The 25,534-nt window shown below is 34.8% G+C and carries 25 protein-coding genes; 22 read left to right on the top strand and 3 right to left on the bottom strand.

Annotated elements, in window-relative coordinates; genetic code table 11:
* The first annotated feature begins 61 nt into the window (after positions 1 to 61).
* A complete protein-coding gene (locus tag D9842_RS09665; RefSeq protein WP_121662346.1) occupies positions 62 to 1,162 on the top strand; it encodes a PRK06851 family protein in 1,101 nt (366 codons plus the stop codon).
* Positions 1,163 to 1,194: 32 nt separating this feature from the next.
* Here D9842_RS09665 and D9842_RS09660 read toward each other — a convergent pair whose 3' ends face one another.
* Complete coding sequence (locus D9842_RS09660) at positions 1,195 to 1,881, bottom strand: SIMPL domain-containing protein (protein WP_121662345.1); 687 nt, start codon at positions 1,879 to 1,881, stop codon at positions 1,195 to 1,197.
* A gap of 150 nt (positions 1,882 to 2,031) precedes the next feature.
* Between D9842_RS09660 and D9842_RS09655 the strand changes: the two genes are divergently transcribed.
* Entirely contained in the window at positions 2,032 to 2,301 is a 270-nt protein-coding gene (locus tag D9842_RS09655; RefSeq protein ID WP_121662344.1) for a DUF1292 domain-containing protein, read from the top strand.
* A gap of 102 nt (positions 2,302 to 2,403) precedes the next feature.
* Here D9842_RS09655 and D9842_RS09650 read toward each other — a convergent pair whose 3' ends face one another.
* Positions 2,404 to 3,306: an MBL fold metallo-hydrolase gene (locus D9842_RS09650; protein ID WP_121662343.1), complete on the bottom strand. Its 903-nt coding sequence runs from the start codon at positions 3,304 to 3,306 to the stop codon at positions 2,404 to 2,406.
* Between the two features lie 183 nt (positions 3,307 to 3,489).
* Between D9842_RS09650 and D9842_RS09645 the strand changes: the two genes are divergently transcribed.
* The 4 genes from D9842_RS09645 (at position 3,490) to D9842_RS09630 (ending at position 6,632) form a co-directional block, all read left to right on the top strand.
* On the top strand, positions 3,490 to 4,416 hold the full coding sequence (locus tag D9842_RS09645) for a DMT family transporter (protein ID WP_121662342.1): 927 nt from the start codon (positions 3,490 to 3,492) through the stop codon (positions 4,414 to 4,416).
* A 138-nt stretch (positions 4,417 to 4,554) separates the two neighbouring features.
* Entirely contained in the window at positions 4,555 to 5,112 is a 558-nt protein-coding gene (locus D9842_RS09640) for a cysteine dioxygenase (RefSeq protein ID WP_121662341.1), read from the top strand.
* A gap of 132 nt (positions 5,113 to 5,244) precedes the next feature.
* Positions 5,245 to 6,000, top strand: coding sequence for an exodeoxyribonuclease III (locus D9842_RS09635; RefSeq protein WP_121662340.1), 756 nt, complete (start codon positions 5,245 to 5,247; stop codon positions 5,998 to 6,000).
* A gap of 59 nt (positions 6,001 to 6,059) precedes the next feature.
* A complete protein-coding gene (locus D9842_RS09630; protein WP_121662339.1) occupies positions 6,060 to 6,632 on the top strand; it encodes a branched-chain amino acid aminotransferase in 573 nt (190 codons plus the stop codon).
* A gap of 65 nt (positions 6,633 to 6,697) precedes the next feature.
* Here D9842_RS09630 and ppnP read toward each other — a convergent pair whose 3' ends face one another.
* Positions 6,698 to 7,012: a pyrimidine/purine nucleoside phosphorylase gene (gene ppnP, locus D9842_RS09625; protein WP_121662338.1), complete on the bottom strand. Its 315-nt coding sequence runs from the start codon at positions 7,010 to 7,012 to the stop codon at positions 6,698 to 6,700.
* A 180-nt stretch (positions 7,013 to 7,192) separates the two neighbouring features.
* Here ppnP and D9842_RS09620 point away from each other — a divergent pair, with 180 nt between their 5' ends.
* From D9842_RS09620 to D9842_RS09540, 16 genes are all read left to right on the top strand, one after another.
* Entirely contained in the window at positions 7,193 to 8,110 is a 918-nt protein-coding gene (locus tag D9842_RS09620; RefSeq protein WP_121662337.1) for an AEC family transporter, read from the top strand.
* An 86-nt stretch (positions 8,111 to 8,196) separates the two neighbouring features.
* Positions 8,197 to 9,333 (top strand): M20 family metallopeptidase, encoded by a 1,137-nt coding sequence (locus D9842_RS09615; protein WP_121662336.1) that lies wholly within the window; start codon positions 8,197 to 8,199, stop codon positions 9,331 to 9,333.
* A gap of 337 nt (positions 9,334 to 9,670) precedes the next feature.
* Complete coding sequence (locus D9842_RS09610) at positions 9,671 to 9,964, top strand: WXG100 family type VII secretion target (RefSeq protein WP_121662335.1); 294 nt, start codon at positions 9,671 to 9,673, stop codon at positions 9,962 to 9,964.
* A gap of 77 nt (positions 9,965 to 10,041) precedes the next feature.
* Positions 10,042 to 10,281 (top strand): ESX secretion system protein YukD, encoded by a 240-nt coding sequence (locus tag D9842_RS09605; RefSeq protein ID WP_121662334.1) that lies wholly within the window; start codon positions 10,042 to 10,044, stop codon positions 10,279 to 10,281.
* A 44-nt stretch (positions 10,282 to 10,325) separates the two neighbouring features.
* On the top strand, positions 10,326 to 11,681 hold the full coding sequence (essB, locus tag D9842_RS09600; RefSeq protein WP_121662333.1) for a type VII secretion protein EssB: 1,356 nt from the start codon (positions 10,326 to 10,328) through the stop codon (positions 11,679 to 11,681).
* 39 nt (positions 11,682 to 11,720) lie between these two features.
* Positions 11,721 to 16,193, top strand: coding sequence for a type VII secretion protein EssC (gene essC / locus D9842_RS09595; protein ID WP_121662332.1), 4,473 nt, complete (start codon positions 11,721 to 11,723; stop codon positions 16,191 to 16,193).
* Positions 16,193 to 19,411 (top strand): type VII secretion protein EsaA, encoded by a 3,219-nt coding sequence (esaA, locus tag D9842_RS09590; protein WP_121662331.1) that lies wholly within the window; start codon positions 16,193 to 16,195, stop codon positions 19,409 to 19,411. Before essC ends, esaA begins: the two co-directional genes overlap by 1 nt.
* Before the next feature lie 13 nt (positions 19,412 to 19,424).
* Positions 19,425 to 19,886 (top strand): type VII secretion protein EssA, encoded by a 462-nt coding sequence (gene essA / locus D9842_RS09585; RefSeq protein ID WP_162987386.1) that lies wholly within the window; start codon positions 19,425 to 19,427, stop codon positions 19,884 to 19,886.
* Between the two features lie 25 nt (positions 19,887 to 19,911).
* Positions 19,912 to 20,250: a YwqH-like family protein gene (locus D9842_RS09580; RefSeq protein ID WP_162987385.1), complete on the top strand. Its 339-nt coding sequence runs from the start codon at positions 19,912 to 19,914 to the stop codon at positions 20,248 to 20,250.
* A 28-nt stretch (positions 20,251 to 20,278) separates the two neighbouring features.
* Positions 20,279 to 20,539, top strand: coding sequence for a DUF5344 family protein (locus tag D9842_RS09575; protein ID WP_121662328.1), 261 nt, complete (start codon positions 20,279 to 20,281; stop codon positions 20,537 to 20,539).
* Between the two features lie 29 nt (positions 20,540 to 20,568).
* Positions 20,569 to 22,656 carry a T7SS effector LXG polymorphic toxin gene (locus D9842_RS09570; protein WP_121662327.1) on the top strand — a complete coding sequence of 696 codons (2,088 nt, stop codon included), beginning with the start codon at positions 20,569 to 20,571 and terminating at the stop codon, positions 22,654 to 22,656.
* 12 nt (positions 22,657 to 22,668) lie between these two features.
* Complete coding sequence (locus D9842_RS09565; RefSeq protein WP_121662326.1) at positions 22,669 to 22,926, top strand: hypothetical protein; 258 nt, start codon at positions 22,669 to 22,671, stop codon at positions 22,924 to 22,926.
* 792 nt (positions 22,927 to 23,718) lie between these two features.
* On the top strand, positions 23,719 to 23,895 hold the full coding sequence (locus tag D9842_RS09555; protein WP_162987384.1) for a pre-toxin TG domain-containing protein: 177 nt from the start codon (positions 23,719 to 23,721) through the stop codon (positions 23,893 to 23,895).
* 80 nt (positions 23,896 to 23,975) lie between these two features.
* Positions 23,976 to 24,302, top strand: coding sequence for a hypothetical protein (locus tag D9842_RS09550; protein WP_121662324.1), 327 nt, complete (start codon positions 23,976 to 23,978; stop codon positions 24,300 to 24,302).
* A 60-nt stretch (positions 24,303 to 24,362) separates the two neighbouring features.
* Entirely contained in the window at positions 24,363 to 24,791 is a 429-nt protein-coding gene (locus D9842_RS09545; RefSeq protein WP_180320423.1) for a hypothetical protein, read from the top strand.
* A gap of 16 nt (positions 24,792 to 24,807) precedes the next feature.
* Complete coding sequence (locus D9842_RS09540) at positions 24,808 to 25,254, top strand: hypothetical protein (protein WP_121662323.1); 447 nt, start codon at positions 24,808 to 24,810, stop codon at positions 25,252 to 25,254.
* The last annotated feature ends 280 nt before the right edge of the window (positions 25,255 to 25,534 follow it).

The following is a 25,534-nucleotide window of genomic DNA, read 5'->3' as shown; positions in this document are numbered from 1 at the left end:
GCATTCACCCTTGTAAGATAATCTACATATGTTAAGGTAAATGGCGCTAAGGGGTGATTAGATGACAGGTAAAGTTCATCATTATTATGCAGGAGGAAACACTGCTAAAGGATTTTATAGTTTATATGACTCAGTATTACAAGATTTACAACGTTTATATATATTAAAGGGAGGCCCAGGTACGGGAAAATCTTCTCTTATGAAGCATGTTGGTCAAATTATGGAAGAAAAGGGATATGATGTAGAGTATTTACATTGTGCTTCTGATAACAAGTCCATTGATGGAGTGATTCTTCCAAATGAGGGATTAGGAATTGTTGATGGAACAGCACCACATGTTATTGAACCTAATGCACCAGGTGTTATTGAAGAGTATGTAAATCTAGGTGTTGCTTGGGATTCTAACAAATTATCGCAGCATAAAGAAAAAATACTTACTCTTAATCAGGAGATTTCAAAGAAATTTAATCAAGCATATGAAACATTTGCTGCCTCATTAAGAGCGCATGATGATATTGAAGACATTTATATTTCTAACATGGATTTTGCTAAAGCTAATCAATTAACAGATGAAATTATTTCCTTGTTTTACGGAGAGGAAGAATTAGATAAAAAACCTAGAGTTCAGCATCGTTTTTTAGGAGCAGCAACTCCAGATGGAGCTGTTGATTTTATTCAGAATTTAACAGAAGATATCGAAAAACGTTACTTTATAAAAGGAAGAGCCGGTTCAGGTAAGTCAACAATGTTAAAGAAAATTGTGGCTGCAGGTGAGCAAAGAGGTTTTGATGTAGAAGTGTATCATTGTGGTTTTGATCCTAACAGCCTTGATATGGTGATTTTACGTGAAAAGGGAATTGCTATTTTTGACAGTACTGCACCACATGAATATTTTCCTGAAAGAAATTCTGATGAAATAATTGATATGTATGAACGCTGCATCACACCTGGAACAGATGAAAAATACGCAGAGGACATTGCTAGAACAACAAAAGCATATAAAGACAAAATGAAAGAAGCGATATCCTATCTTGCTGAAGCGAAGCAGTTAAGAGATCAGTTAGAATCTTATTATATAGAAGCAATGGATTTCAAGAAAATTGATGCTATTAGAGAAGAATTAACAGAAGAAATTAAGACTTTTTTAGAGCAAAATGAATAATGAAGGAGGGCGAATGATGTATTCGCCCTTTCTTAATAAGAAAAAACTGCTGTTACGATTGCCTCAATTTCAAGCTTACTTCTTTGTATAGGAGGTGCTGCTTGTAAAGTGGCTTCAGCAGAGAAAGAAAGTGTATAGTCTCTTGGTGAAATGACTGTAGAATTCTCTGTAACTTTGATTGGAACGGAATTCATGCTAACACCCAGCAGCTGACCAATGCTTGACGCTTTTTCAGTTGCATTTTTGATTGCAAGTTGTAATGCTTGCTGATAGTAAAAATCTTTATTTGAAACAACAAACTCGATATTCTCTGCGATATTTGCTCCCGCTGCTACAACCGCTTGGTACACTGCACCAACTAGGTTTAAATCTTTTACTGTTATTTCAAAAGTATGTTGTACTTTATATCCTTTTAAGATAGAAGATCCTTCGGTGAATTCGTAAATAGGTTGAATGATGTACGAGACTGTTTGAATATCTTCTTGTTGAATATTTATTTCCTTAAGAGCAGTTAAACCTTGATTTGTCAATACAGCATTTTGAGCCTGTGCCTTCTTAGCATCTTTATTCTCCGTAACAAATCCAATCGTAATAATCGCTTGATCGGGTGGGGCAATTACTTTTCCTCTACCTTCTAAAATAAGTGTTCTTTGTTGTGTTGTGTGTAATTGAGCAGAGGGAGTTGAACGGTTGAAAGGCGGATAAGAAAAATAGGACATAATTAAGCACCCTTTCTTTTATCAAATATTAAATGTGATAACTAAAAAAATAGAATTTTTTTTAAAAATGTATTGAATGAAATTACATAAATTTGGCATGATAAAGAAGTAATCATCATTTATATGTACGTGTGAAGGGAGCTATTATTCATGGATAAAGTAGAAGTAGGAGAAGTATTTACGATTACGGACGAAAATGATCAGGAAAATGAAGTGGAAGTTCTTGCAGCGATTACTTTAGAAGGAACTGATTATGTAGCAGTAGGATTTGTTGATGATATTCAAGCGGAAACGGAAGAAGATATTGATATTTTCTTTTTAAAGATTGATGGTGAAGGAGATTTGTCTCCAATTGAAAGTGACGATGAATTTGAAAAAGTGTCGGCTGTTTTTGAGGATATGATGGACGAGGATGAATAAAGAGTATGGATAGGGAGTTGACTAGAACTTTCTATCCATCATTCATCTAAAGGAGGTCCACAGCACAATGGTGATGAGGAACTCCATATGGGTGCTACAAGATCATTTTTTATTAGAATAAACCAAATGTTTGATCGTTCCATTCTCAACCTTATAGCCTAAACGATGAAGATGTTTTCTTATTCCACTTCGTTCCCACGTTTTAAGAATAGAATGCTCTAAAGTGTTTTTTGGATAAAAAATACCGATACTTGTTAATTCTTCAAAATCTAAACCTAGTTTTACATATTTTTCAATTACGTTATCTCGCTGGTCGATGATTGTAAGGTATTTTTTCATTGCAGCGTGAAATTCGTCTTTCTGAAATGTTCCTTTTTGATGGCCTGTAATAAACGTGTTAGCATCTAAGGAGAGAAGGCGTTGGGCTGAAGAGATAAACTCATCAATGTTACCATCTGTACCGTTGTACCATGGACCAAATGTTGTCATATCATAATCTCCTGTAAATACAACACCAAAGTCAGGAAAATAAGGGCAATTAAAGCCTTTGGTATGACCTGGTGTATGCAAAAAGATAACGTTAACGTCTCCAAGACGGTATTCTTTCTCGTATTCGTAATACCCGTTAATTTCAGAAAGGCTTTGAATCCATGTTTGTGGAATGTTCTTTGCCCATTCCTTTACGCCTGGAGAACCCCATTCTTGATAAACTCCATTTGCTTTTGCAATTCCTTCAACTGTTAATGACATCTCGTATTCAATTTTATTTATCCATTTTTCTGCTTTCGGAAATAAATAATTATGACAAGTATGATCGGGATGGTAGTGTGTATTAATAACTAAGTCAACGCCGGATTGTTTGTTTAATTGTTGGAGCGAGTGTGGATCAGCACCTGTATCAATTAACACCTTTTCATGAGAACTTGCTATATATAGACTTCTGGAATACGGAACTTTACTTTTATGTGGACCTTCAATAATTTGGATTGGACCAATTTGTTGCACGTTACCACCTCTGTATTTCTAATTTATTTAACTATTCTTTATGAATGAATACTCATTCATTGTACCATAAACAGACTATAATTCAAATAATACGTGAGGTAAGGATGAACTTTCGTATTTTTATACATTCGTCAAAAGGACAAGCATATGATAAGGAGAGACTAAAATAGAGAGGTATTTATTATGTTATCATCAAACCATAAATTAGCCGCTTCGCTTTATGCCACAATGTCCATCACATTTTGGGGAGTATCCTTTGTTTCGACAAAAGCGGTGTTAGACAGGCTAGATCCTTTTACATTGCTTGTTATTCGATTTGGGATCGGTGCTCTCTTTCTTCTCTGTCTTTTACTTTTATTAAGGGAAAAACTGAAAATCAGTCCTGTGTATATCCCACATTTAATTGTTTTAGGCATATTAGGTGTTTTTATTCATCAGGTTATTCAAGCTAGTGCATTGCTAACAATTGATGCATCTTCTGCAGGTTGGATGATTTCTTTATCACCTATTTTTACTGTAATCTTGTCGATGATTTTCTTAAATGAAAGAATGACGATTCTAAAAGCAATTGGCATGATACTAGCTCTTTTTGGTGTACTAATGATCACGACAGGTGGTAGTGACAAAACGTTTGAACCTGCATTAAACATAGGTTACTTACTAATGTTACTAAGCACACTTAACTGGGCGGTTTATTCTGTTTTATTAAAAAAATTAAATATCCCTCTTTCACCGCTAGTTATTACGTTTTATATGAGCTTACTAGGCTTTGTTTTAACAATACCTTTTTTGATTCGTAATAAGGGATGGGAGGCTATTTCTCATTTACAGGCTGGAGAGTGGGCTCATTTACTTTTTTTAGGTGTGTTTGTATCAGGGGTTGCTTATTGGTACTGGGCAAAAGCCTTACATGTACTAGAAGCATCTCAGGTTTCTGTTTTTCTTTATTTAGAACCAGTTGCAACATTAATCGCAGCTGTTCTTTTACTAAACGAAAAAATTATTCTCATAAGTGTAGTAGGAGGAATCATAATTATAATAGGAGTGATTTTTGTTAACGGTCAATTTGAAAGGTTGTATGGTTTCTTTTTTTCAAAAAAGTACAAATAAATTAAGTCTTTTACAAAGGCTTCACCGTTACTAAAATAATAATTTTTTACTTAATAAACAACAAGAACTTACCAATACATATGAACAGCCTGCTGCCTAAAAGACATCCAGAAAAGCAACAACAGGAGGTACATTCGTATGGATTATAAAGACCGAATAAGTGAGATTCTTGGAAATTTGGAAAATACATCGAGTGATGCTTTAAAACAGGCGTTGGAGGAACTGGCTATTCAGCATGAAGAATTGGAGCCTATATTGGGAACAGAAGAAGATAAGCCATACTACCGGAAATTACTTTATAAAAACGAAAAGGTTGAATTGTTAGTAATGAATTGGTCTCAGTTAGAATGTGCGCCACATGATCATGGCAGCTCCTTTGGATGGATTCAAGTGATAAATGGGACGGCAAAAAATACGGTATATAAAGTAGATGGAACGAAAATGCCTAAAGAAATCTTTACCGAATTTCAAGAAAATGGTGAAATATTTTTTGCACCCGAAAAGGGTGTGCATAAAATGTCTGTTTCAAATAAGTCGAAGCTGGTTACTCTTCATTTATATTCACCTCCAATTACTGGAATGAAGGTGTATGATTTAAATACATGTGCAGCATGTGTTGTATCGGACGATTGTGGAGCATGGTGGCCTGAGGAGCAACGACAAAAAATAAAAGAAATTCAATTGGATAAGAACTAGCTAATAAGCGGTTAAAAGCCAAAAGCTTTTACCGCTTATTTTATTATCTAGAGAACATATGTGTTTAGTATTTTAGTGAAATCGTTTAGTATATAAGTTCAACAGTCAATTTTAGAATCAGGGAGAAAATAGATGAAATTAGTATCATGGAATGTAAATGGAATAAGAGCTTGTGTAAAAAAAGGATTTTTAGACTACTTTAATGAAGTTAACGCCGATATATTTTGTATTCAGGAAACAAAAATGCAAGAAGGACAGCTTTCTTTAGAGCTTGAAGGTTATCACCAATATTGGAACTTCGCCAAAAGGAAAGGATATTCAGGTACTGCCGTTTTTACGAAACAAAAGCCATTGTCTGTTTCGTACGGTGTTGGTGATTTGAACGAAGAACCAGAAGGTCGAATTATAACGTTAGAATTTGAACAATACCTTCTCATTACGATGTACACACCTAATTCAAAAAGAGATTTAGCAAGGCTTGATGAGAGACTTCAATGGGAAGAAGACATTCGTGAATATATAACAACCTTGGAGAAAAACAAGCCTGTTATTTTATGTGGAGATTTAAACGTAGCACACCAGGAAATAGATTTAAAAAATCCTAAATCAAATAAAGGAAACTCAGGCTTTACAGATGAAGAGCGCGAAAAAATGTCTTTACTACTGAATGAAGGATTTGTTGATAGTTTCCGTTACTTGTATCCGGAACGAAAAGATGTTTATTCTTGGTGGTCTTATATGAGTAGAGTACGTGAACGGAATATTGGTTGGCGTATTGATTACTTTATTGTGTCAAAAGCATTAACAAATCGTCTAGTAGATTCTCAAATCCATTGTGATATTTTGGGTAGTGACCACTGTCCGGTTCTTATTGAAATGGATTTATAAATTGAAATAAAAGGTTATACTTGTAAATAGAGAGTATTGGAAAGAATGGAGGATATATATTGTTAAAGAATCAGATTCAGCAATTAGATAAAGAAATGCCATTATATCTAGTAGAAAAAGAGTATATGAAAGAAAATGATATTTCTTTTCATGAAAATGGTAGTAATGAGAATATAGAAAATAGGTTTTTGGGTGCTTATATTGAGCGAAGTAATAAAGAAACAGATGAATTGATTGAAACAGAATCAGATTCTTTCTTATCTGAATCTATATCATATTTTAAAAAACAGAAAGCTGAATTTCTTTATGTTGAATCAAAATGGTTTCACATCATAGCAATTGATGCAGTTTCATTAGAGGTTGACGATGTTTTTGGAACATATGAGGCTATGCTTGGATTAAAGCTCAAAAAGAATCAAGAAAAAACAATTAAGTCCTTTCTAGACCGTGAGTTACTAGAAGGAGAAAAGAAATATAATTTAATGTTTAATCAACAAGACGGATTATGGGACTTAAATATTACGCTTGATGTGTTAAAGGGTTTTGAAGAAACGATGACTATTGGTGAAGTAATTGGATCTCTTTATCAATTTATTTTTCAATTGCTAGTAGAAGTTGAAAAAACATTATAAAGTGGAAGCAAGAAGATAAACTAAAGTAAGATAAAAGTCGTCCTGTTAGGGACGACTTTTAATGTTTATTCACTTATGTATGAACAACAATAATCAACAACAGAGTTCGCTTTTACTTGAAATGTTTCATTTGCCGGTACATAAAAAACACCTTGACCGTCAATTGTTTTCCAATCTTCACCTTGTAATTTATACTCTAAATGACCTGCTGTGATATCCATCTCTTCTTTGAAGCTAGTAGAAAATTCATACTCACCTGGCTGCATGACACCAAGAGTTTTTTTCGTTCCGTCTTCAAATAAGATGGTACGACTTGTCACCTTACCCTCAAAATAAACATTTGCCTTCTTTTCTATCGTAATGTTTTCAAATTTTGTCATTTCCTGCAACATCCTCTCAAAGTAGTCCTACTTAATTTATCATAAAATTATGAATAATGAAATAGAATGGTAGGATTGAGTTGATTAGATTGATAATGTGCTAGATGTCAGGTAAAATGAGCAATATTGTATACAGTAGTCAACTAAAGGAATTTAATACATGTAAGGAGTCTTGTCATTTTGGGTAGTTTTAATTTGCAGTTTTTGTATTGCGTCGTCATTATTGCCTTAGGTTATTTTTTGAAAACACGGGGCATTATTAAGGAAAAAGACGGTGAGGGATTATCAAGAATTATTTTTAATATCACTCTACCAACTTTAATCATCGTGACTTTTCATGATATTAAAATAGAAACATCGTTGTTTTTACTAATCTTAATAGGCTTTCTCTACGGGATCTGCATCGGTTTTTTTGCCCTTTTTTTATTTAGGAAAAAACAAAGAAACATAAAGGGTATGCTTGGGATGATGGTACCGGGCTTTAATATTGGTCTTTTTGCTTATCCATTAGTAGAAGTTATTTTTGGGAAAGAAGGACTTACCTATTTTGGGATGTTTGATGTTGGAAATGCATTTATTGTTTTTGGCTTAAGCTATTTAATTGGGAGTTTTTATTCAAAAGAAGATGTAAAGCTGGATCCTAAAACAGTGATTATTAAGTTATCAAAATCGATCCCTCTTATGACCTATATTATCGTAGTGATCGTTAATTTAATTGGGTTACAAATTCCTTCAACCATATTAAATGTTGCTGATATTATTTCTGCAGCAAATATGCCTTTATCTTTATTATTGCTAGGAATTTATCTGAATTTTACATTTGATAAAAGCTATATAAAACTAATGGTGCAATTTCTAGGGGTAAGATATGGGATTGGTTTATTAATAGGGATTTCTTGTTATTTTCTGCTCCCATTTGATGATATGTTTAAATATACTTTATTAATGGGGTTCTTGTTACCAACATCTGTTTCAGTGTTACCTTATTCTGTCGAATTTGAGTATGATCAAAAATTTGTAGGAACTTTATCTAATATAACGATCATCTTAAGCTTTGTCCTGCTTTGGATTTTAGCAAATCTTCTCATATCATCCTAGGAAACACTACTTACCTTTCTGCCTTTATTCTGGTAAAATCTTTTTAACTGGATATTAACAGGTAGAGGAAAGAAGGAAACGGCTCCATGGAATCATTTATATATCAGCAACAAAATGAAATGCTGACTTTTATTGAAAAACTAGTAAACATAGATAGCGGCTCACATGATAAAGAAGGTGTCGACCAAATTGGACACATACTACAGGATAACTACACCGCACTAGGTTTTCATGTTAAAGTTATTCCACAAGAAAGTTACGGAAATCATTTGGTTATTCAGCATAAAGAAGCAAAAAATCCTAACATCGTTATTATAGCTCATATGGATACAGTTTTTCCGAAAGGAACTGCATTAGAAAGACCTTTTAAAATTGAAGGCAATCGAGCATATGGACCGGGTGTTATTGATATGAAATCTAGTCAAGCGGCTGTTTTATACGCTATAAAAGCATTACTAAACGAAGGACATGAAGGCTATAAAAAGATTAAAATTATCCTTAATAGCGATGAAGAAATTGGTTCACCAACATCACGATCTCTCATTGAAAGTGAAGCAAAAGGTATGAGATATGCTCTCGTCATGGAACCTGCGCGAAAGGATGGCTCATTGGTTACAGCGCGCAGAGGGAAAGGTAATTACACACTTATTGTTGAAGGAAAAGCGGCACATTCGGGGATTGAGCCTGAAAAAGGGCGAAGTGCAATTGAAGAGCTGGCACATAAAATTATTCAACTACATGAACTTTCAGATCATGAAAATGGCATTAGTGTTAATGTAGGTTTAATTGAAGGTGGCTCAAGTGCTAACACAATTTCTGATCATGCCGAAGCTCAAATTGATGTGCGAATGAAAGAAATGGAGCAGGTTGAAATCATTGAAGAACGACTTGAAGAAATTTGTTCAACTACTGAGGTGTCTGGAACGAAAATAGTTCTAGAAGGTGAAATGAATCGACCACCTATGGAGAAAAATAAAAAAACAAGAGCGTTGCTTCGAATTATTCAAGATGTTGGAGATGAAATCGGGATCGAAATAGAAGATACAGCAACAGGCGGTGGTTCTGACGCATCCTATACCTCTTCACTTGGGGTTGCAACGATAGACGGATTAGGCCCTGTTGGTGGAAATGCTCATAGTGATAAAGAATACTTGGAAATTCCGAGCTTAGTAGAAAGAACACTTCTGTTGGCAACGATTATTAAGAGACTTTCTCAAGATTAGGAATAAAAAGGCAAACTATTTTTTAATAGTTTGCCTTTTAATATTTTACAAGACAAAACGTTAATTAACATACATATTAATGCAATATTACCAAAAAAAGGAATAGTACTAAATACCTTTCTGTCTCATATTTATTTATAGGTATTTTAACCTTATGATGAATTTGAAATGAGGAATATACTACCATTTAATGTTAAAAAATACAAAAATATCTATATTATGACTCAATAATATGGTATTGATATATAGTGAATTGGTTATCTATAGACGACATAGACATCCATTTCAAATCACTTATACATAAGTGAAATAAAATTCATTAAAAGGAGAGGTTACAATGTCAGGTACAATTCGCGTAACACCAGAAGAGCTAGAACAAGTCGCAGATCTCTATGGAAAAGAAGGAGTAGAAGTACAGGATCAGATCGTTCGTCTAGACAAAATGATTGAAAGATTAGTAGGGATGTGGGAAGGGGAATCTTCAAGGGCATTCCAAGATCAATATGTTATGCTTCGCCCATCATTTGTAGATATGCAGGAATTATTAGATAGTATTAACCTTCAACTTAAAAGCACTGCTCAAGCACTTCGAGATGCAGATGCAGATATTGCTAGTCAAATCCGTAGATAAGACAAACGAGTTTATAGATAACATAACCATAGGGAGCGCTTATCTAATAGGCGCTCCCTCATTATGAGGTGGTATGTGTGTACATAGAGGTTACTGTAGATTTATGCAATTATATCGATGATAAATTAGATTTACGTTTATCGGATTACCATACTGTTAAAAAACTAGTTGATATTGCTTGGAAACAAAAGCAATTAGATATAAATATACGTGAAGGAACATGGGTACGAGTTGTGAATAAAAATAACATCATTCCAGGTCATCATCGGTTGGTTGATGTTGGGATTATGACAGGAGATAGGATTGAAGTTTTATAGTTAAAAGCAAATGAACCAAGCGTGGTAAAGGAGATTTTGAAGTCATGGCTGAAAATGAGCTTTCTTACATTGAAGAAAAACTAGAAGCAACGATAAAGAAAGAAAAAAATATCGTTACCTTTTCTTTTCAGAAAGAAAAAATAAAACTAGATTCGCTAGAGGAGATATCCTTCCTTGAACAGATAGAAAAGCAGTTTAACAAGAAAGTAACCATGACGGATGATCAAGTAGTAATTGATTATCGTTTGCCCGATTCTTATTTAAGTATAAGCTCTTTCCTTAAGCTAGAAGAGAGAGATCGAACGGTAACTGCCTATCAGTTAGTAGGTAAAGTGAAGGAACATGATTTGCTTCGAACACATTTAGTTGTTTGTCCTGATAATTTAGTGTTTGACCAAGGTTTAGCACCGTATTTTCTACACTATGGAGTTATGGAAAGTATCCCACCTTATGAAAAAAATCAAGAGGTCCAATTGTTAGAAACTAAGGCAACTGTAGCTGCTTTACTCGATAACGACTATTCCTTTGAGGAATACTTTCACTATTATAAGACATTAAATTTGTCTAAACTTGCGCAATCGATTCTTCAAGCAACTGATTATGATCATTTACTAAAAGTCATTCAATCCCATAGGAAGAAGTTAAAAGAAAAAGAATCTACACTGATCCGTATCAGTAAAAGGAAATGGAAGTGGAGTCGATCTGTATTTTGGACTGTTTGTGTTTGTTTTGTTCCAGTTCTTATTTATTTGATTTATTCTTTATTTTTTCTGCATCCTAGACAGTCCAATGTAATTGAAGCACAGGAGCATTATTTAAATAAACGTTATAGTCAAGTCGTGACCACATTAGAATCTTATGAAATTGACCAATTACCTAATGTTGCACAGTTTGAACTAGCGATATCATACATTGTGAATGAGTCATTAACGGAAGAACAAAAAGACTACGTAGAAAATACCGTAACACTGCAATCGGATCCACTTTATTACAAGTATTGGATTCATATAGGCAGAGGAGAGGCTGACAAGGCGTTAGATGCTGCTAGATTTCTGGAAGATCGCGATATTATCATTTACGGTTTAATAAAATATCGAGAACAAATAAAGGCAGATGAAGAAATAGAAAATGAAGAACGACAACAGAAAATCTCAGAAATAGAACAAGAATTGGATGCTTTTATGAAAGAGATTGAAGAAGAGAACAATCAACAAGACGAAGCAGACGTGCAGTCTAATGCAGAGACTGAACAAAATGCTGAAACATCGACTCAAAATAATGTACAAACGGATACAGCTCAAGAAAAGACGGAGGAATCGCAAACAGAACAGAGCAATGTCCAAAACGAGGTAACAGGGCAAGAGGAAAAAACAGAGAAGAAGACACCCGAGTCCAACTAAACAGGCTCAACCAACAACGAAGCAATAGAGGTGAATAGCTTGATTCGACTTTGGATATTTTATCAGAACACCTATCAATCTATTTTAGTAGAGCAAGGAAGAAAAGAACCGATTACGATTGGTACTAGTCTTACTGATACGCTGACAATATCTAGTGTAAAAGAGGTAGAGGACACTATTTTAGTATTGGTAGAGGAAAATGCTGCTCGTATAAAGATAGATAATGAATTAGAGATTAATATTAATCTTAATCAAGAACAACAGGTTTCCCTAGGGGACCATTCATTAAAAATGATGATAACGAAGGAATTTGCTTTTGAGAGAACATTTTATATTGGTCATAAAGGTGAGTGTCTGTTTACGATTGCTCCACAAACTGGTGATTTAGTGAAGGGGATAAATTCCCTTTCTGATAATGAAGAATTTACCCTATATAAACAACATACTGAGTGGAAGATAAAAGGATTGAAAACTAGATTATATGTGAATGGTCATCAGCAAAAGGAACGCTCTGTTATTAAAAAGGGAGATACTATTCTTTGGGATTTCATGCAAATTACTTTAATCGCTGAGGATACGATACAGGTAAAGTACCTTGAGAAATTCGAGTGTAGCTTGCCTATTATAGAAATGCCTCAATCAGAAATGCAAAAGCGTTATCCTATTTATCGACGGACACCTCGAATGATTTATGATCTTCCTGATGATAAAGTGCAGTTGGCTTTCCCCTCACAGGAAGTAGAAGACAGCCGTCGTGGCTTGTGGCTTATTATCCTTCCTCCGTTAACAATGCTCATTGCGATGACATTCATAACAATTTTTGTTCCAAGAGGAATTTTTATCGTTGTTTCGATTGTCATGTTCCTAACAACTTTACTAACGTCAACCGCACAATACATTAAAGATAGAAAACGCCATAAACAAAATGAACAGCGTCGTAGAAGAATTTACAAGCAATACCTTGTAACAAAGCGGGAAGAGTTAGAGCAATTAGCCCTAAAGCAGCAGAAGGTTTTAGAATTTCACTTTCCCAGCTTTGAACGAATGAAATATCTTACTTCTCATATTTCTGATCGAATTTGGGAGAGAACAATTGAGAGTGATGATTTTTTACAATTTCGACTTGGTAGAGGGACAGTTCCTGCGAGTTTTAGCATGACTAATAATAATACAGATATGTCAAAGCGTGAAATAGATGATTTATTAGAAGAGTCACAAAAGTTAGAGAGTACCTATCGTTCCTTAAAGAATCTTCCGATTACAGTCAATCTTTCAGAAGGAGCAATCGGGTTAATTGGTAAAAGGTCTGTACTCAAAAAAGAGCTACATCAACTAATTGGACAATTGGCTTTTCAGCATAGCTACCATGATGTTCGTTTTATTTTCATCTTTAATGAAGATGAGTATGGTGAATGGGAATGGATGAAATGGCTTCCACACTTTCAATTTCCGCAATCATTTGCAAAAGGGTTTATTTATAACGAAAGAACTAGGGATCAACTACTCACCTTTATTTACGAAATGATTAGAGAACGTGACCTTGCAGAAGATAAGGAAAAGTTGAAATTTTTGCCTCATTTAATCTTTTTTATTACAGACCAGCAATTAATTTCTGAGCATGTGATTATGCAATATTTAGAGGGAGAGTATAGTCACTTAGGAATTTCAGTAGTATTCGTTGCCGAGGTAAAGGAAAGCTTCTCGGACAATATTCATACACTTGTCCGTTATATCAATGACGAAGAAGGCGATATATTAATTCAGCAGAAAAAAGCAGTGCAGATTAGTTTTCGCTTAGATGAACATACACAAAAAAATAATGAAGCTTTTGCAAGAATGCTACGAACTCTCGATCACCAGGTTGGGATGACTAACTCAATACCTGATTCTGTGTCATTTTTGGAAATGCTTCAGGTGAAGGATATAGAGGATCTTCCAATCTCACAAAACTGGTTGACGATGGAGTCTGCAAAATCATTGGCTGTTCCCGTTGGTTTAAAAGGGAAAAATGACCTTGTTGATTTAAACTTGCACGAAAAGGCTCACGGTCCTCATGGTTTGCTTGCAGGAACAACTGGATCAGGGAAAAGTGAATTTTTGCAAACCTACATATTATCACTAGCCGTACATTTTCATCCGCATGAGGTGTCATTTCTGTTAATTGACTATAAAGGAGGAGGAATGGCTCAACCATTTAAAGGGATTCCTCATTTGTTAGGGACAATTACGAATATCGAGGGAAGTAAAAACTTTAGCATGCGCGCACTTGCCTCGATAAAAAGTGAATTAAAACGCAGACAGCGTTTATTTGATGAATATCAGGTTACACATATAAATCAATACACACGAATGTACAAAGAAGGGAAGACAACTGATCCGCTTCCCCATCTATTTATCATTTCAGATGAGTTTGCTGAATTGAAAAGTGAGGAACCTGAGTTTATCCAGGAGCTAGTCAGTGCAGCTCGTATTGGAAGAAGTCTCGGTGTTCACCTTATCTTAGCAACGCAAAAACCAGGTGGGGTGATCAATGATCAGATTTTAAGTAATGCTAGATTTAGAGTAGCGCTAAAAGTTCAAAATGTTGAGGACAGTCGAGAGATTCTGAAAAATGGAGATGCAGCTGGTATAACCATAACTGGTAGAGGGTACTTGCAGGTTGGGAACAACGAGGTATATGAACTTTTTCAATCAGCATGGAGTGGAGCACCTTATCAAGAAGATACAACGATAAGTGAGGACGAGGTGGCGATAGTAACTGACCTGGGACTTATCCCATTATCTGATCTTGCAACTGAACAGAATGTAATAAATACAGTGAAGACAGAAATTGAACTAATTGTGGATAAAATCGAGAGCACGCAAAAGAAGCTTGGAATTAAGAAGCTAAGAAGTCCATGGTTAGAGCCTTTAGCAAATCGTTTATATAAGTATTCAAATCATCATGCTAAGGAAAAATCACCACGTGTATTAGTGGCTATGACGGATGAACCAGATAAGCAAATTCAATCACCTTATTATTATGAATTAATTGAGGATGGAAACATCGGATTAATCGGTTCTTCCGGTTATGGAAAAACGCAAACACTAATAACACTTTTAATGGGAATGGCTCACGAATACTCTCCAGAGGAAATACACTATTTCCTTTTAGATTTTGGAAATGGAGGCTTGCTGCCGTTAAAACAATTACCGCATACAGCAGAATATTTCATCATGGATGAAGATCGAAAATTAGAAAAATTGGTTGGTAGATTACGCGAGGAAATGGCTAATCGAAAGGTGCTGTTTCAGGAATTAGAGGTCAGCTCGATAAAAATGTACAACCATTTGTCGGAAAAAAAGCTTCCACTATTATTTATCACAATTGATAATTTTGATGTTGTAAAAGAAGAAATGCTTGATTTTGAAACAACGGTGCAACAAATTGCCAGAGACGGACAATCGTTAGGAATTTATATCATTTTATCTGCAACAAGACTAAATTCAATTAGACAATCATTATTAAATACATTAAGAACGAAAATTGTTCACTATTTAATTGATCATAACGAAGCATTTTCGATAGTTGGGCGGGTACCGTTCATTCCTGAACCAATCCCTGGACGGGTCCTTATTAAAAAGGATGAAACTTATCTTTCACAAGTTTATTTGTCCAATGAAGGAAAGGATGATTATGAGCAATTGCGACTATTGAAAGAAGAGGTACAGCATTTACAAGACAAATACAGTGACTTGGATGAACCTGTTGGAATTCCAATGCTACCAACAGAATTAAATTACAAACAGTTTGTAACTTATTTGAAAAATTCACAAACAGGTGTGACTCCAATCGGCTTAAACGAAGAGACTGTTCAACCTGTATGTGTTGATTTTAAGCAGCATAAGCATTGTGTTATTGTTGGGCAATCTCAAAAAGGAAAAACAAATATAGTAAAGGTACTGCTCCATAACACCATAGATCAAGGTGTCCAACAATTAGCTATATTTGATTCAATTGACCAAGGTTTAATTGATTACAGAGATAAGGAGCAAGTTGTCTATTTAACTACTAATGATTCTATTAAAAACTGGTTAGATTCCCTCGATGATATCTTACATGAAAGAGCCAGAGAGCAACAGCTTATGCTGGAGCAAGGTATTAACACTGTTCAGTATGAGTCAATTTATCTGTTTATTGATGGTTATGCAAGATTTTTACAAACCATTGATAAAAAGACACAGGATCAACTCGTTCGATATATGACAAGCTTTGGACACTTAGGCTTCCATATTGTTGTTGCTGGTTCTAATAACGATTTATCTCGAGGATTTGAACCATTAACAGCTGAAGTGAAGCAGATCCAACAAGGTATTGTTTTAATGAAAAAAACAGACCAAACCTTATTTAACCTCCCTTATGTACGAAAGGAAACAGAAATTCAACCAGGCTTTGGGTATTATGTTTCAAATGGAAAGGATACGAAGATTCAAATTCCTCTTATGTTAACTGAAAGGAAGGTGCATACGTAATGAAGAGTGGCTTATGGAAGCTAATTATTATAACGATTTTCATTATTGTGTCTCCATTTGTCTTTTTTCAGGCAATTGGGAAAGAGCCTTTTAAGATCAAAGAAAATGCCACGCAGGTTATCGCTATCGTCAACGAGGACATTGGAATGGAAGAAGATGGCGAGAAATTGGAGTTAGGCAGTAAGATTACAAATATTCTTGAAAATGATTCTAATTATAAGTGGAATGTGGTAAGTCGGAGCTCGGCTGAAAATGGCCTACGCAATTTAAAGTATGATGCCGTGGTTTACATTCCATCGGATTTTTCACAAACTGCCATGACTTATGATGAGAACAATCCAAGCAAGGTAAACTTTGATTATAAATTACAAACACAATTGAATGCAGTGAATCAGGAAAAAGCGTTATTAGAGATTGAACAAGCAAGTAAACGAGTGAATAAAAATTTGTCTTCGCTCTATTGGAACTTTATCGCGACCGACCTAAATTCTGTTCGTAAGGAGTTTGACCAAATTTTACAAAAAGAACGAGATTTCCAAGAAACGATGCACGCTTTTTACAAGCCAAGCTCTAAGAGTTTGGCGGAGCAACTAGATGGTCAACAATCTCTTCTTGTTGGATTACAAAGCTCGATTAAAGAGGTAAACCAAGAGTCAGATGGTCAAGAAGATATTCTAAATGGATTCACGCAGAATTTATCTAACTTTATTCAGGGTGTGGAGAAGTATAAAGCCTACCAAGAGGGACAACAGCAGCTATTAGCACAAATACAGACAGAATCAAAGATGAAAATTAATAAGATAACACAAATGCAGCAACCACGCCTACAAAAAACAGAACAACTATTTAACAAAAATCAGCTGCAACTTTTAAGGCAAATGACTGAAGTAGAGCAAGAAATGGAAAAGGGACAACAGCTGTTCCAAACCATGCAGGAGCAACAAAATAGCTTTACCAATAACCAAAAGCAATCACTACTAAACTATCACTCAAGTCTTCTAGATCACTATCAAAAGCAATTGATTAATACTGTTTCCTTAAATCATTTTCAAACGAAAATAATTGAATTGAAATGGAAATTAGCGGGATTAGAAGGAGATCCAATCATTCCAGATATTCCAGACACTCCACCACCTCCTACTTATGGGGGAGGAGGCGGAAATGATGAAGAACCGGAGAATCCTGGAGAAATTGGTGGGGAAGAAGAATCGGAGAATCCAGAAGTCAATGATGGGGCAGTAGATTCGAAAGGTCCCGAAGGCAATGTTGCGGCAGAAGGTACGCCGGAGTCAGGAGATAATGAAGATGCAGAAAAAGACTTGCCTGAGTCCGAAGACAATGCTGGGACAGGAAATCAGTCTGAGACCGAAAATGAAGGAGGGACTGTAGGTTCACTTGATTCTGAAAATGAGGTAGGTAATGAAGCTTCACCAGATACAGGAATGGATAATGAAAATGTTGAGTCACAATCTCCAACAGCAGGCGATGATGCTACAAACCAAAATGAAATTCTTGTAAGTCAGAAATCATTAGCAAATGTCTCTAGTCGAATAGATGAAGTGAAAAAATCCATTAAAATGGTGGAAAATGAAGATCAGGATCAACTATTAACAGAAATGGATGATTTAAGTAGTCAAATTAACAACCTTAATAAAAAGATTGCCGAAAAACCCGAAACTGATGCTTTGAAAAAAGAGGTAAAAAGTTTGGCTGCGGCAAACGATAAGTTATTGAGTCGCTTTCAGTTAATGACGGATAAATATAACGAATTATCTCGCTATAAAGACGATTTATTAGAGATAAATAAACAGCTAAGAATTCAAATTGCTCAGGTGACGGATGATATTTTGATCATAATTGATGAAATTAATAAAAAAGAACAAGAAATTTTGAGCTCATCTTTACTTTCAGATCGTAGAAAAGAAGTATTGACAGAAATGTTCTCTAATGAAATTGTTTCTGGAGATATTATTGACTTACTACATTATTATGCATACTTATCTCAATATGAGACGACCTTGACTGGTAATACTCTGGATAAAGATATTAAAAAGGAAGTTCTTGAGAATGAAGAATTAGTAAGTGAGCTTGAAGAGATTCTTAAGGTACCAGACTCAAATACTGATATCTGGGAAAAGATGGAGCATCATTTACCTACTACAAAGGATGGGTTAGTAGCTTTAGAGGATGCATTCACAGTCTTTGCTGCTCAATATCATGGAGCGATTCAAGAAAATCACGAAGATTTAATGAACGATTTAAGCTCTATCGGTGATGAAGCAGAAGCAATTTTGGAGCAAATAAAGCGAGCAGAACAGGGAAGTATCTCCGAAGCACCTATATTAGCTACTAGTAAAACTAGTAGTGATCTTGTCTCCAATCAGGTGCAAATGGCTGGGAAAATGCAATCTATTTATCAATGGATAAACTCTGCTAAAAATAGTCAGGATATTATCGTTGACTATACAAATGATCTGCAACAACAAGTCAATAAAGTGCAAGCAAATGCAGATCTTTTAAATGATAAATGGAATGCAAATGTCGTTTCAACTGAGCTTATCCGAGATGATGTGTTTAGCGTCTTAGGGAATGCTTTTGTGGATGGACAAAAGAATGGCCATGTGTATGAATTTTTAGCAAGTCCTCTTCAGTTAACAGCAGGTGAGACAGTGGAAAAGCAAGAAAAAATCGTTCCACCTGTAGTTGTGATGTTTATCGTTTTATTAGCAAGTTTAATGATTGGCTTTTTGATTCATTTCTTTCACTCTTTACCGCACTGGTTAAAAGCTGTACTGTTCTTATTATTAAACTTAACGGTCGGTTTTGTGATTAGTTTGTATGGAATGAATATATATGGGTTAGATGAGACAAAAGGAATGGAATGGACAATCTTTACCGTTATGTTAATGCTCGTTAGCTCGGGAATTATTTTGGTGTCCTTTACAATTCAACGTTTAGTTGGAGCGATAGCTGTAATGGGAATGATTGTATTCTATGTTGTTCCATTACTGGCTCTAACTACGCCAAACTTTACTTTTAATGACCCAATATCAAAAGTATATACATCTATCCAGTATGGTCGCGATTCCTTGTTTTTACCAGGAATAAGTATATTAGCGGTTATGTTCCTAATCCTTCTAGCAGTCCAAATTCTATTGGAACGTCGCAGCTTGAAGGCAATCCAAACGGAAACAGATGATTATAATGAAGCGATGTAAGGTGATAGCCTTTATGCTAATTATTTTCCTCTCGTTAGCCCTTGCTTCTCCTGTTAATGGGAGTACTAATATTGAAAGCATAGAGGAATTAAGTCCGAATGAATACGAACGAGAAACGGATAATAAAGACACAGACCTTATCGAGGGAGGTGTTTTAACGAAAGAAAAGCATCAAATACCTGAAGAACAAAAGGTATTAACGTTTGAACGAAAAAAGATCTTTAACGTTGATGAAATAAATTCAGAGTTATTTAAGAAAGAAAATCAAAACACAAATACAATTATTCACCAAGCAAAGCAGCTAAAGCTATTCTCTGGACCACAGTCAATAAAGGTAGTGAAAACAGAAGAGGATTCTAAATCCTCTTTATCCTTATCTCTGTTAATTCTTGGTTTCATTATCCTTTGCCTAATCATGCTTACAATTGTGTTTGTTACATATGGTAAAGCAAATAATAGGATAGAAAACTCATAACTTTTGAATGGAGAGGAGCGATAGGATGGGGCTATACGCAGGAGCAATACGTGCCAGAATTCAAGAATTACAAGAACAAATTTCTAGACTCCAAACAGCCAATGCTGAAATTGGAGGGGAACAGCAATCTTTATTACAAGAAATCAAAATGATAAAGGAGCCTGAGTTAGCACCTAGTTGGAAAGGTGTACGATCAGATGAATATGATGATAAACGAGAACTTGCCTATAACAATATGCAATGGATTGGGAACGCCCAATATGACACCTATCAAAGCTCAATAAGTGAAAAAATTTCTTCATTAAAGGCTGAAATAGCAAGTTTATACGCCTTATTGTGGTCACTAGAAAATAATGAAGACTAAATATTAGATTAAGATAGGGTGACTTTTTATGAAAATTCAACTAATTCATTCAGATGTAATGGATAAGTTAGACGAGGTTCAAAAAGCAATCGAAAATGTAAAGCTTGAGGATGCACCTGTCTCTCTGCTAGGCGAAAACTATCTTACTTATACAATAGAATGGAAGGAAAGAGAACAAAATATTATTAGGTTAATAGATGATTATATGAAGGAATTAGAAAAAAATGTAGCAGATACTAAAATTAACGTAACGGCCATGAAAAATCAGGACGAAGCCATATCAAGATGAAAAGAGTTTAGAGAGATGAGGTGGACGAATTGAGGGTACTTGATTCACAATCTTTGGTCGATGCGATGGAAAAGAGATCGAATGATTACGAAAAACTACGATCACAGCTAGAATCCTTACAGAAAACGTTTCAAGCACTTGTCGAACTAGATTCATTTACCGGTAAAGGTGCTGAAGCGATTAAAGGGTTTTATAAAGCGCACACTGAGGTCATAGATGCCTGGTTTCAATTAATAGATTGTCAGATTGCGTTTTTTAATGGAGTTAACTATAAATTAATCAGTGATAAGCTAGGTGCAGAAACAGTTGTACATAACAGCTTTTTAGAAGATGATGTAAGTAAAAGTGAAAGACATGCGGAAGATATGGTCGATCAACATCGAAGTGAGTTAAATAGCATTTTCCAAAAAATAAATGATATACTTTCCTTACAAGTATTTTCCACCTCAGACTTTCAAGCATACATGGACGATTCACGAGTGAAAAGGCAAAAAACGATAGAAGCTGTTGAGAGAGTCGATCAAGAATTACTCAATGAGTATATGTATTGTATGTATGAACAGGACAATGCACAATCATTGTATCAGGCATTGAAAGATGCCACATCAACAGGAGTGAAAATTCAACCTATTTCCTTTGATGCAGAAGCTTTTCGTACTAGTGAAATCTATCAGCTTCAAGCAGGAGCGAAGTTTCATACGGATAACTACTTACGACTGAAAAATAAAGAGCTTGAGGAACAGGGAATTCAAACCAATACATTGTTTGCAGGAAATTTGAAAAATGCTGAGTTTAATGTGGCTGAATTCTCTGGTTATAATGATTTACTTCGTGCAATATATGGGTTTGATCCTGTAACGGGATCACAGTTAAGTAAAGATGAACGATTGAACTGCACAATGCTACTATATATGAGGTATGGTTTATTAAAAGTTTCGCCCGAGAAAGTAGAAAAAAAGGAAAATGAAGAATTAAATTTTTTTGATAAATCTTTGAATAGTTTTAAAGAGATAGGTCAAGATGTCTGGTACGGTCTCGAAACTAGAGCCGATAAAATGTTTGATTCTCCATATGACTTTGCTAATTATCTTACACTGGGTGGTCTAGATGGAGTGAAAGTCACTTGGGAAGGGGCAAAACTTCGTTACAATAACTCTACAGACTCTTTCTATGACTTTTTAAACTATTTAACTTTTGGTTCTGCAGATATAATCAATGGTACATTCAATCCTGAGGATCTCCTTTCAAAGGAGCACTGGTTGAATAGTTTAAGCGTGATAACATTAGGTGTCGGAGGAGCATCTTCAATTTTGCTTAGAAATAGACCGAATATTAATGGTTCTATTGAAGGGAAGCGAAAGGGGAATGAAGATGGTGTAGAGGGTGCGGATAATCTTAAATTTAAAAATGCAGGAGAATATTTTGATTACATAAACCAAATTGGTAAGCGTTCAGATTTATCAATTGAACAGAAGCTTTCCAAGATACTAGCTGGCTACAATGCTTTAGAAGTAAAGGGTGATGTTACGGTTATCTCGGATGCCAAGTTTTTAAAGCCCGAAGGTTTTGGAGCAAATGGCAGGATGATTGTAGACTGGCCTAAAGATATGGGATTTAATAAGGATTTCATTCAATCCATAAGCAATAATAACCCTTTACCGATAAAATGGGATAGGATTGGAGGCAAGACTGGTGAAAATTTCACCACCTTACCTGAAAATGGTGTTCCCTATACTTATGATCAACGAGCAATTCCTTATTTAGAGAACCCATCTGCTAGACATGTGGGAACCTTTGATAATGATTCGTACTTTGATGCTATTGACGCCATTAAGGACGAAAATCTTGACGTGTTGAATAAAATAGTAGCTGCTAATGGAAAGAATCCTATTTCATCAGTTGATTTTGATGACTTTATGGCACACTACAAAGACTTTCAAAACAATGCAAAAAATGTAGTTGGAAATGTTGATGCTACTTACGGTTTAAAGGGAACGGCGGCACCATGGTATAACAGTTCTACTGGTGAGCTTCTTATGAATGGTGGAGCAGAGCAAATTGTAACTCCACTCAACGCGGAAATGTTAGAGAAGATTGGAATAATAACCAAATACTAAGGAGGCTGTAATGTGACAAAGCAAGAGTTCCTAACGATATATGAATCGAGAAAATTTAATTTAGGTGAGTATATAGTAGTGATTGATAATATTACGGATGAACCACTTGTTATGGGGTGTGCATTTGACAATGGTGTTTGGAAAATTTATAAAACAAAGGAGAGAGGAGGACATTATGTAATTAAAGAGTTTTTACACGAGAATCAAGCATTTGATTATTTTTATGAATTACTCCTAAGTAGACATAACTATTTATCTGGGAATAGTTAATATACGAAACACTGTTAATTTTTAAAATGAAACCAATGTGGATGGAAGACCGCCTACAGCATGATGAAGCGCCTGACAGGTCTCATGCCTCAGGCAAGCTAATATAATGGTGATAATGCAACTTTGTATTTGTAATATTAAAAGCAAATGTAGATATTACATACGAAAAGAGTTCAAACATGGTTGCACTGGCCCCGTCAATTTCTACTCGCAAAGGTTTTTTATTAGTTTTATCAAGATTAACTTTACCCTATGTTATAATCTTAAACTTAGGAATAGAGAAGGTGGCAATCAGTTCTCCTATCACACATGGTGAAATATTAAAGGGGCAGTAAGAATGTACTATTCAGATAGTGAAATGGAACATGTATTATTTACTTCACCTTTTTATAGAAAAAGCATATTTCCCTAGACTTTATAGGTAAGAAAGTTACATGGTTACTTGTAGTACGAATTTCTACAAAAGAGTTATTATTTGTTGAGAGAGAAGGAACAGAAGCCTTAGAAGACTTGTTTGAAGAAAAGACATATTAGTAGAAATTCAGTTATATAACTATTATTTAACCCTGATTAGCTGTCGCTTTTCAGGGTTCTTATTTATAGACCTAGTGACGAATGAATTAATGGTTAAAAACAGGATACAACTATCTTTTGTTATCCATGCATGATATCAAGTAATCTTTACCAAAACAGATGCATGATGCCAAAGGCTTTAAATTTCATTAGGTAATCACTAAATTAAACGATCCAGTTAGTATAGAAAAGACAATTGGGAATGATGCTGCGTTTAATGTGGCTGAATTCTCTGGTTATAATGATTTACTTCGTGCAATATATGGATTTGATCCTGTAACGGGATCACAGCTGAGTAAAGATGAACGATTGAATTACACAATGCTACTATATATGAGGTATGGTTTATTAAAAGTTTCGCCCGAGAAAGTAGAAAAAAGGAAAATGAAGAATTAAATTTTTTTGATAAATCTTTGAATAGTTTTAAAGAGATAGGTCAAGATGTCTGGAACGGTCTCAAAACTAGAGCCGATAAAATGTTTGATTCTCCATATGACTTTACTAACTATCTTACACTGGGTGGGCTAAATGGAGCGAAAGTCACTTGGGAAGGGGCAAAACTTCGTTACAATAAATCTACTGACTCTTTCTATGATTTTTTAAACTATTTAACTTTTGGTTCTGCAGATATAATCAATGGTACATTCAATCCTGAGGATCTCCTTTCAAAGGAGCACTGGTTGAATAGTTTAAGCGTGATAACATTAGGTGTCGGAGGAGCATCTTCAGTTTTGCTGAAAAATAGACCGAATATTAATGGTTCTATTGAAGGGAAGCGAAAGGGGAATGAAAATGGTGTTTAGGGTACGGGTAAAGCTGATCCGTCTGAAATAGCTCAAAGTTGGCAAGGAAATTTCCCGTATGTGGGGGTAGACAAGTATCGAAACATTACACTAAAAAAGGGGAAAGTAATATATGTAGGTGAACCATATCCAACAGAATATGCAACGACTAAAAATGCAGTTGAAAGAGTAAATGGTGATTCAAGAAAATTATTTGAAGGATTACAAGTAAAACCATATTGGGAAGATGGAATGGATGCTGCTGAGTATAGAAGTAAAATGATGGCTTATGAAATAACAGAAGATACAAATGTAGCCTATGGAATAACTAAGGCTAATCCACAATTTGGTGATGGTGGATTACCACAAATGTTCATTCCTGATTTTAATGAATTGGTAAAGACGGGGAAAATAATGAAAATTGAATCTGAGGTAATAGAATTGAATAATTATAAGATGAATTTAAGCGATTATAATAATATGATGGATGTCCTAGAAGGATTAAAATAGCAATAGGAGGAGAATGATGGGATTAAATACAGGGGAAATAATAATTAATAATAAAAAAATATATCATGGAATGAATAATGGTAGTTTTATGAACATATTTTCATCTGAAGTAAATACTTATGCCAATGGAGATATTGAAAGGTATAATTTCAAAAATCCACAAATCATAAATGAACTATCATTTTGGATAAGGACTGTATTTAAAAAGAGCTACATCTCATCAATCGAGTTAAAAAATGCTGACCCAAAATTAAAGAATTCTTATGAAAACTGGTCAGCTGATAAAGTAGAAATAAAAAGGAAAAGTCATGATGAATGGTTAATAAATCAATTGGGTCATCCAACTGAAATCAACCAAGCAAATATAGAATATAATTATAGTTGGGGTGAGGTATTATCATATTATGATCCAAGAAGTGGGGATATTGGAATAATAATAAATTATTATGAGCAGGATAAATAATGGATAAATTGTTCAACTAGTAATGAAGTTCGTATCTGTTGGTGTTTGGGTAAATGAAGGGAACATTCCTTATTCCGCCAAATGAAGTGACTTATTGTAGCTATTTGAAAAAAAGCTCTTTGGAGAACAATGCTCTCTGAAGAGCTTATTTTATTTATAGGAATAATCACTCCTTAATCCGATGCTTCCAGCATGTAATAACATATAAATACTTCATACACTAATGCTGCTTTCATAGTCAAATAAGGGTACAGGTAAAGGTGTACCGGAGATTAACCCT

Source organism: Metabacillus litoralis (assembly GCF_003667825.1).
Classification (GTDB): domain Bacteria; phylum Bacillota; class Bacilli; order Bacillales; family Bacillaceae; genus Metabacillus; species Metabacillus litoralis_B.
The sequence above is the reverse complement of the archived record's forward strand: the minus strand, read 5'-3'. Positions and strand labels throughout refer to the sequence as shown.

Excerpts from the sequence above, each read along its gene's own strand:
- esaA (WP_121662331.1), top strand. The coding sequence starts at position 16,193 with ATGAAGAGTGGCTTATGGAAGCTAATTATTATAACGATTTTCATTATT.
- D9842_RS09610 (WP_121662335.1), top strand. The coding sequence starts at position 9,671 with ATGTCAGGTACAATTCGCGTAACACCAGAAGAGCTAGAACAAGTCGCA.
- essA (WP_162987386.1), top strand. The coding sequence starts at position 19,425 with ATGCTAATTATTTTCCTCTCGTTAGCCCTTGCTTCTCCTGTTAATGGG.
- D9842_RS09640 (WP_121662341.1), top strand. The coding sequence starts at position 4,555 with ATGGATTATAAAGACCGAATAAGTGAGATTCTTGGAAATTTGGAAAAT.
- D9842_RS09665 (WP_121662346.1), top strand. The coding sequence starts at position 62 with ATGACAGGTAAAGTTCATCATTATTATGCAGGAGGAAACACTGCTAAA.
- D9842_RS09615 (WP_121662336.1), top strand. The coding sequence starts at position 8,197 with ATGGAATCATTTATATATCAGCAACAAAATGAAATGCTGACTTTTATT.
- essB (WP_121662333.1), top strand. The coding sequence starts at position 10,326 with ATGGCTGAAAATGAGCTTTCTTACATTGAAGAAAAACTAGAAGCAACG.
- D9842_RS09635 (WP_121662340.1), top strand. The coding sequence starts at position 5,245 with ATGAAATTAGTATCATGGAATGTAAATGGAATAAGAGCTTGTGTAAAA.
- D9842_RS09645 (WP_121662342.1), top strand. The coding sequence starts at position 3,490 with ATGTTATCATCAAACCATAAATTAGCCGCTTCGCTTTATGCCACAATG.
- D9842_RS09580 (WP_162987385.1), top strand. The coding sequence starts at position 19,912 with ATGGGGCTATACGCAGGAGCAATACGTGCCAGAATTCAAGAATTACAA.
- ppnP (WP_121662338.1), bottom strand. The coding sequence starts at position 7,012 with ATGACAAAATTTGAAAACATTACGATAGAAAAGAAGGCAAATGTTTAT.
- D9842_RS09655 (WP_121662344.1), top strand. The coding sequence starts at position 2,032 with ATGGATAAAGTAGAAGTAGGAGAAGTATTTACGATTACGGACGAAAAT.
- D9842_RS09575 (WP_121662328.1), top strand. The coding sequence starts at position 20,279 with ATGAAAATTCAACTAATTCATTCAGATGTAATGGATAAGTTAGACGAG.
- D9842_RS09550 (WP_121662324.1), top strand. The coding sequence starts at position 23,976 with ATGTTTGATTCTCCATATGACTTTACTAACTATCTTACACTGGGTGGG.
- D9842_RS09660 (WP_121662345.1), bottom strand. The coding sequence starts at position 1,881 with ATGTCCTATTTTTCTTATCCGCCTTTCAACCGTTCAACTCCCTCTGCT.
- D9842_RS09540 (WP_121662323.1), top strand. The coding sequence starts at position 24,808 with ATGGGATTAAATACAGGGGAAATAATAATTAATAATAAAAAAATATAT.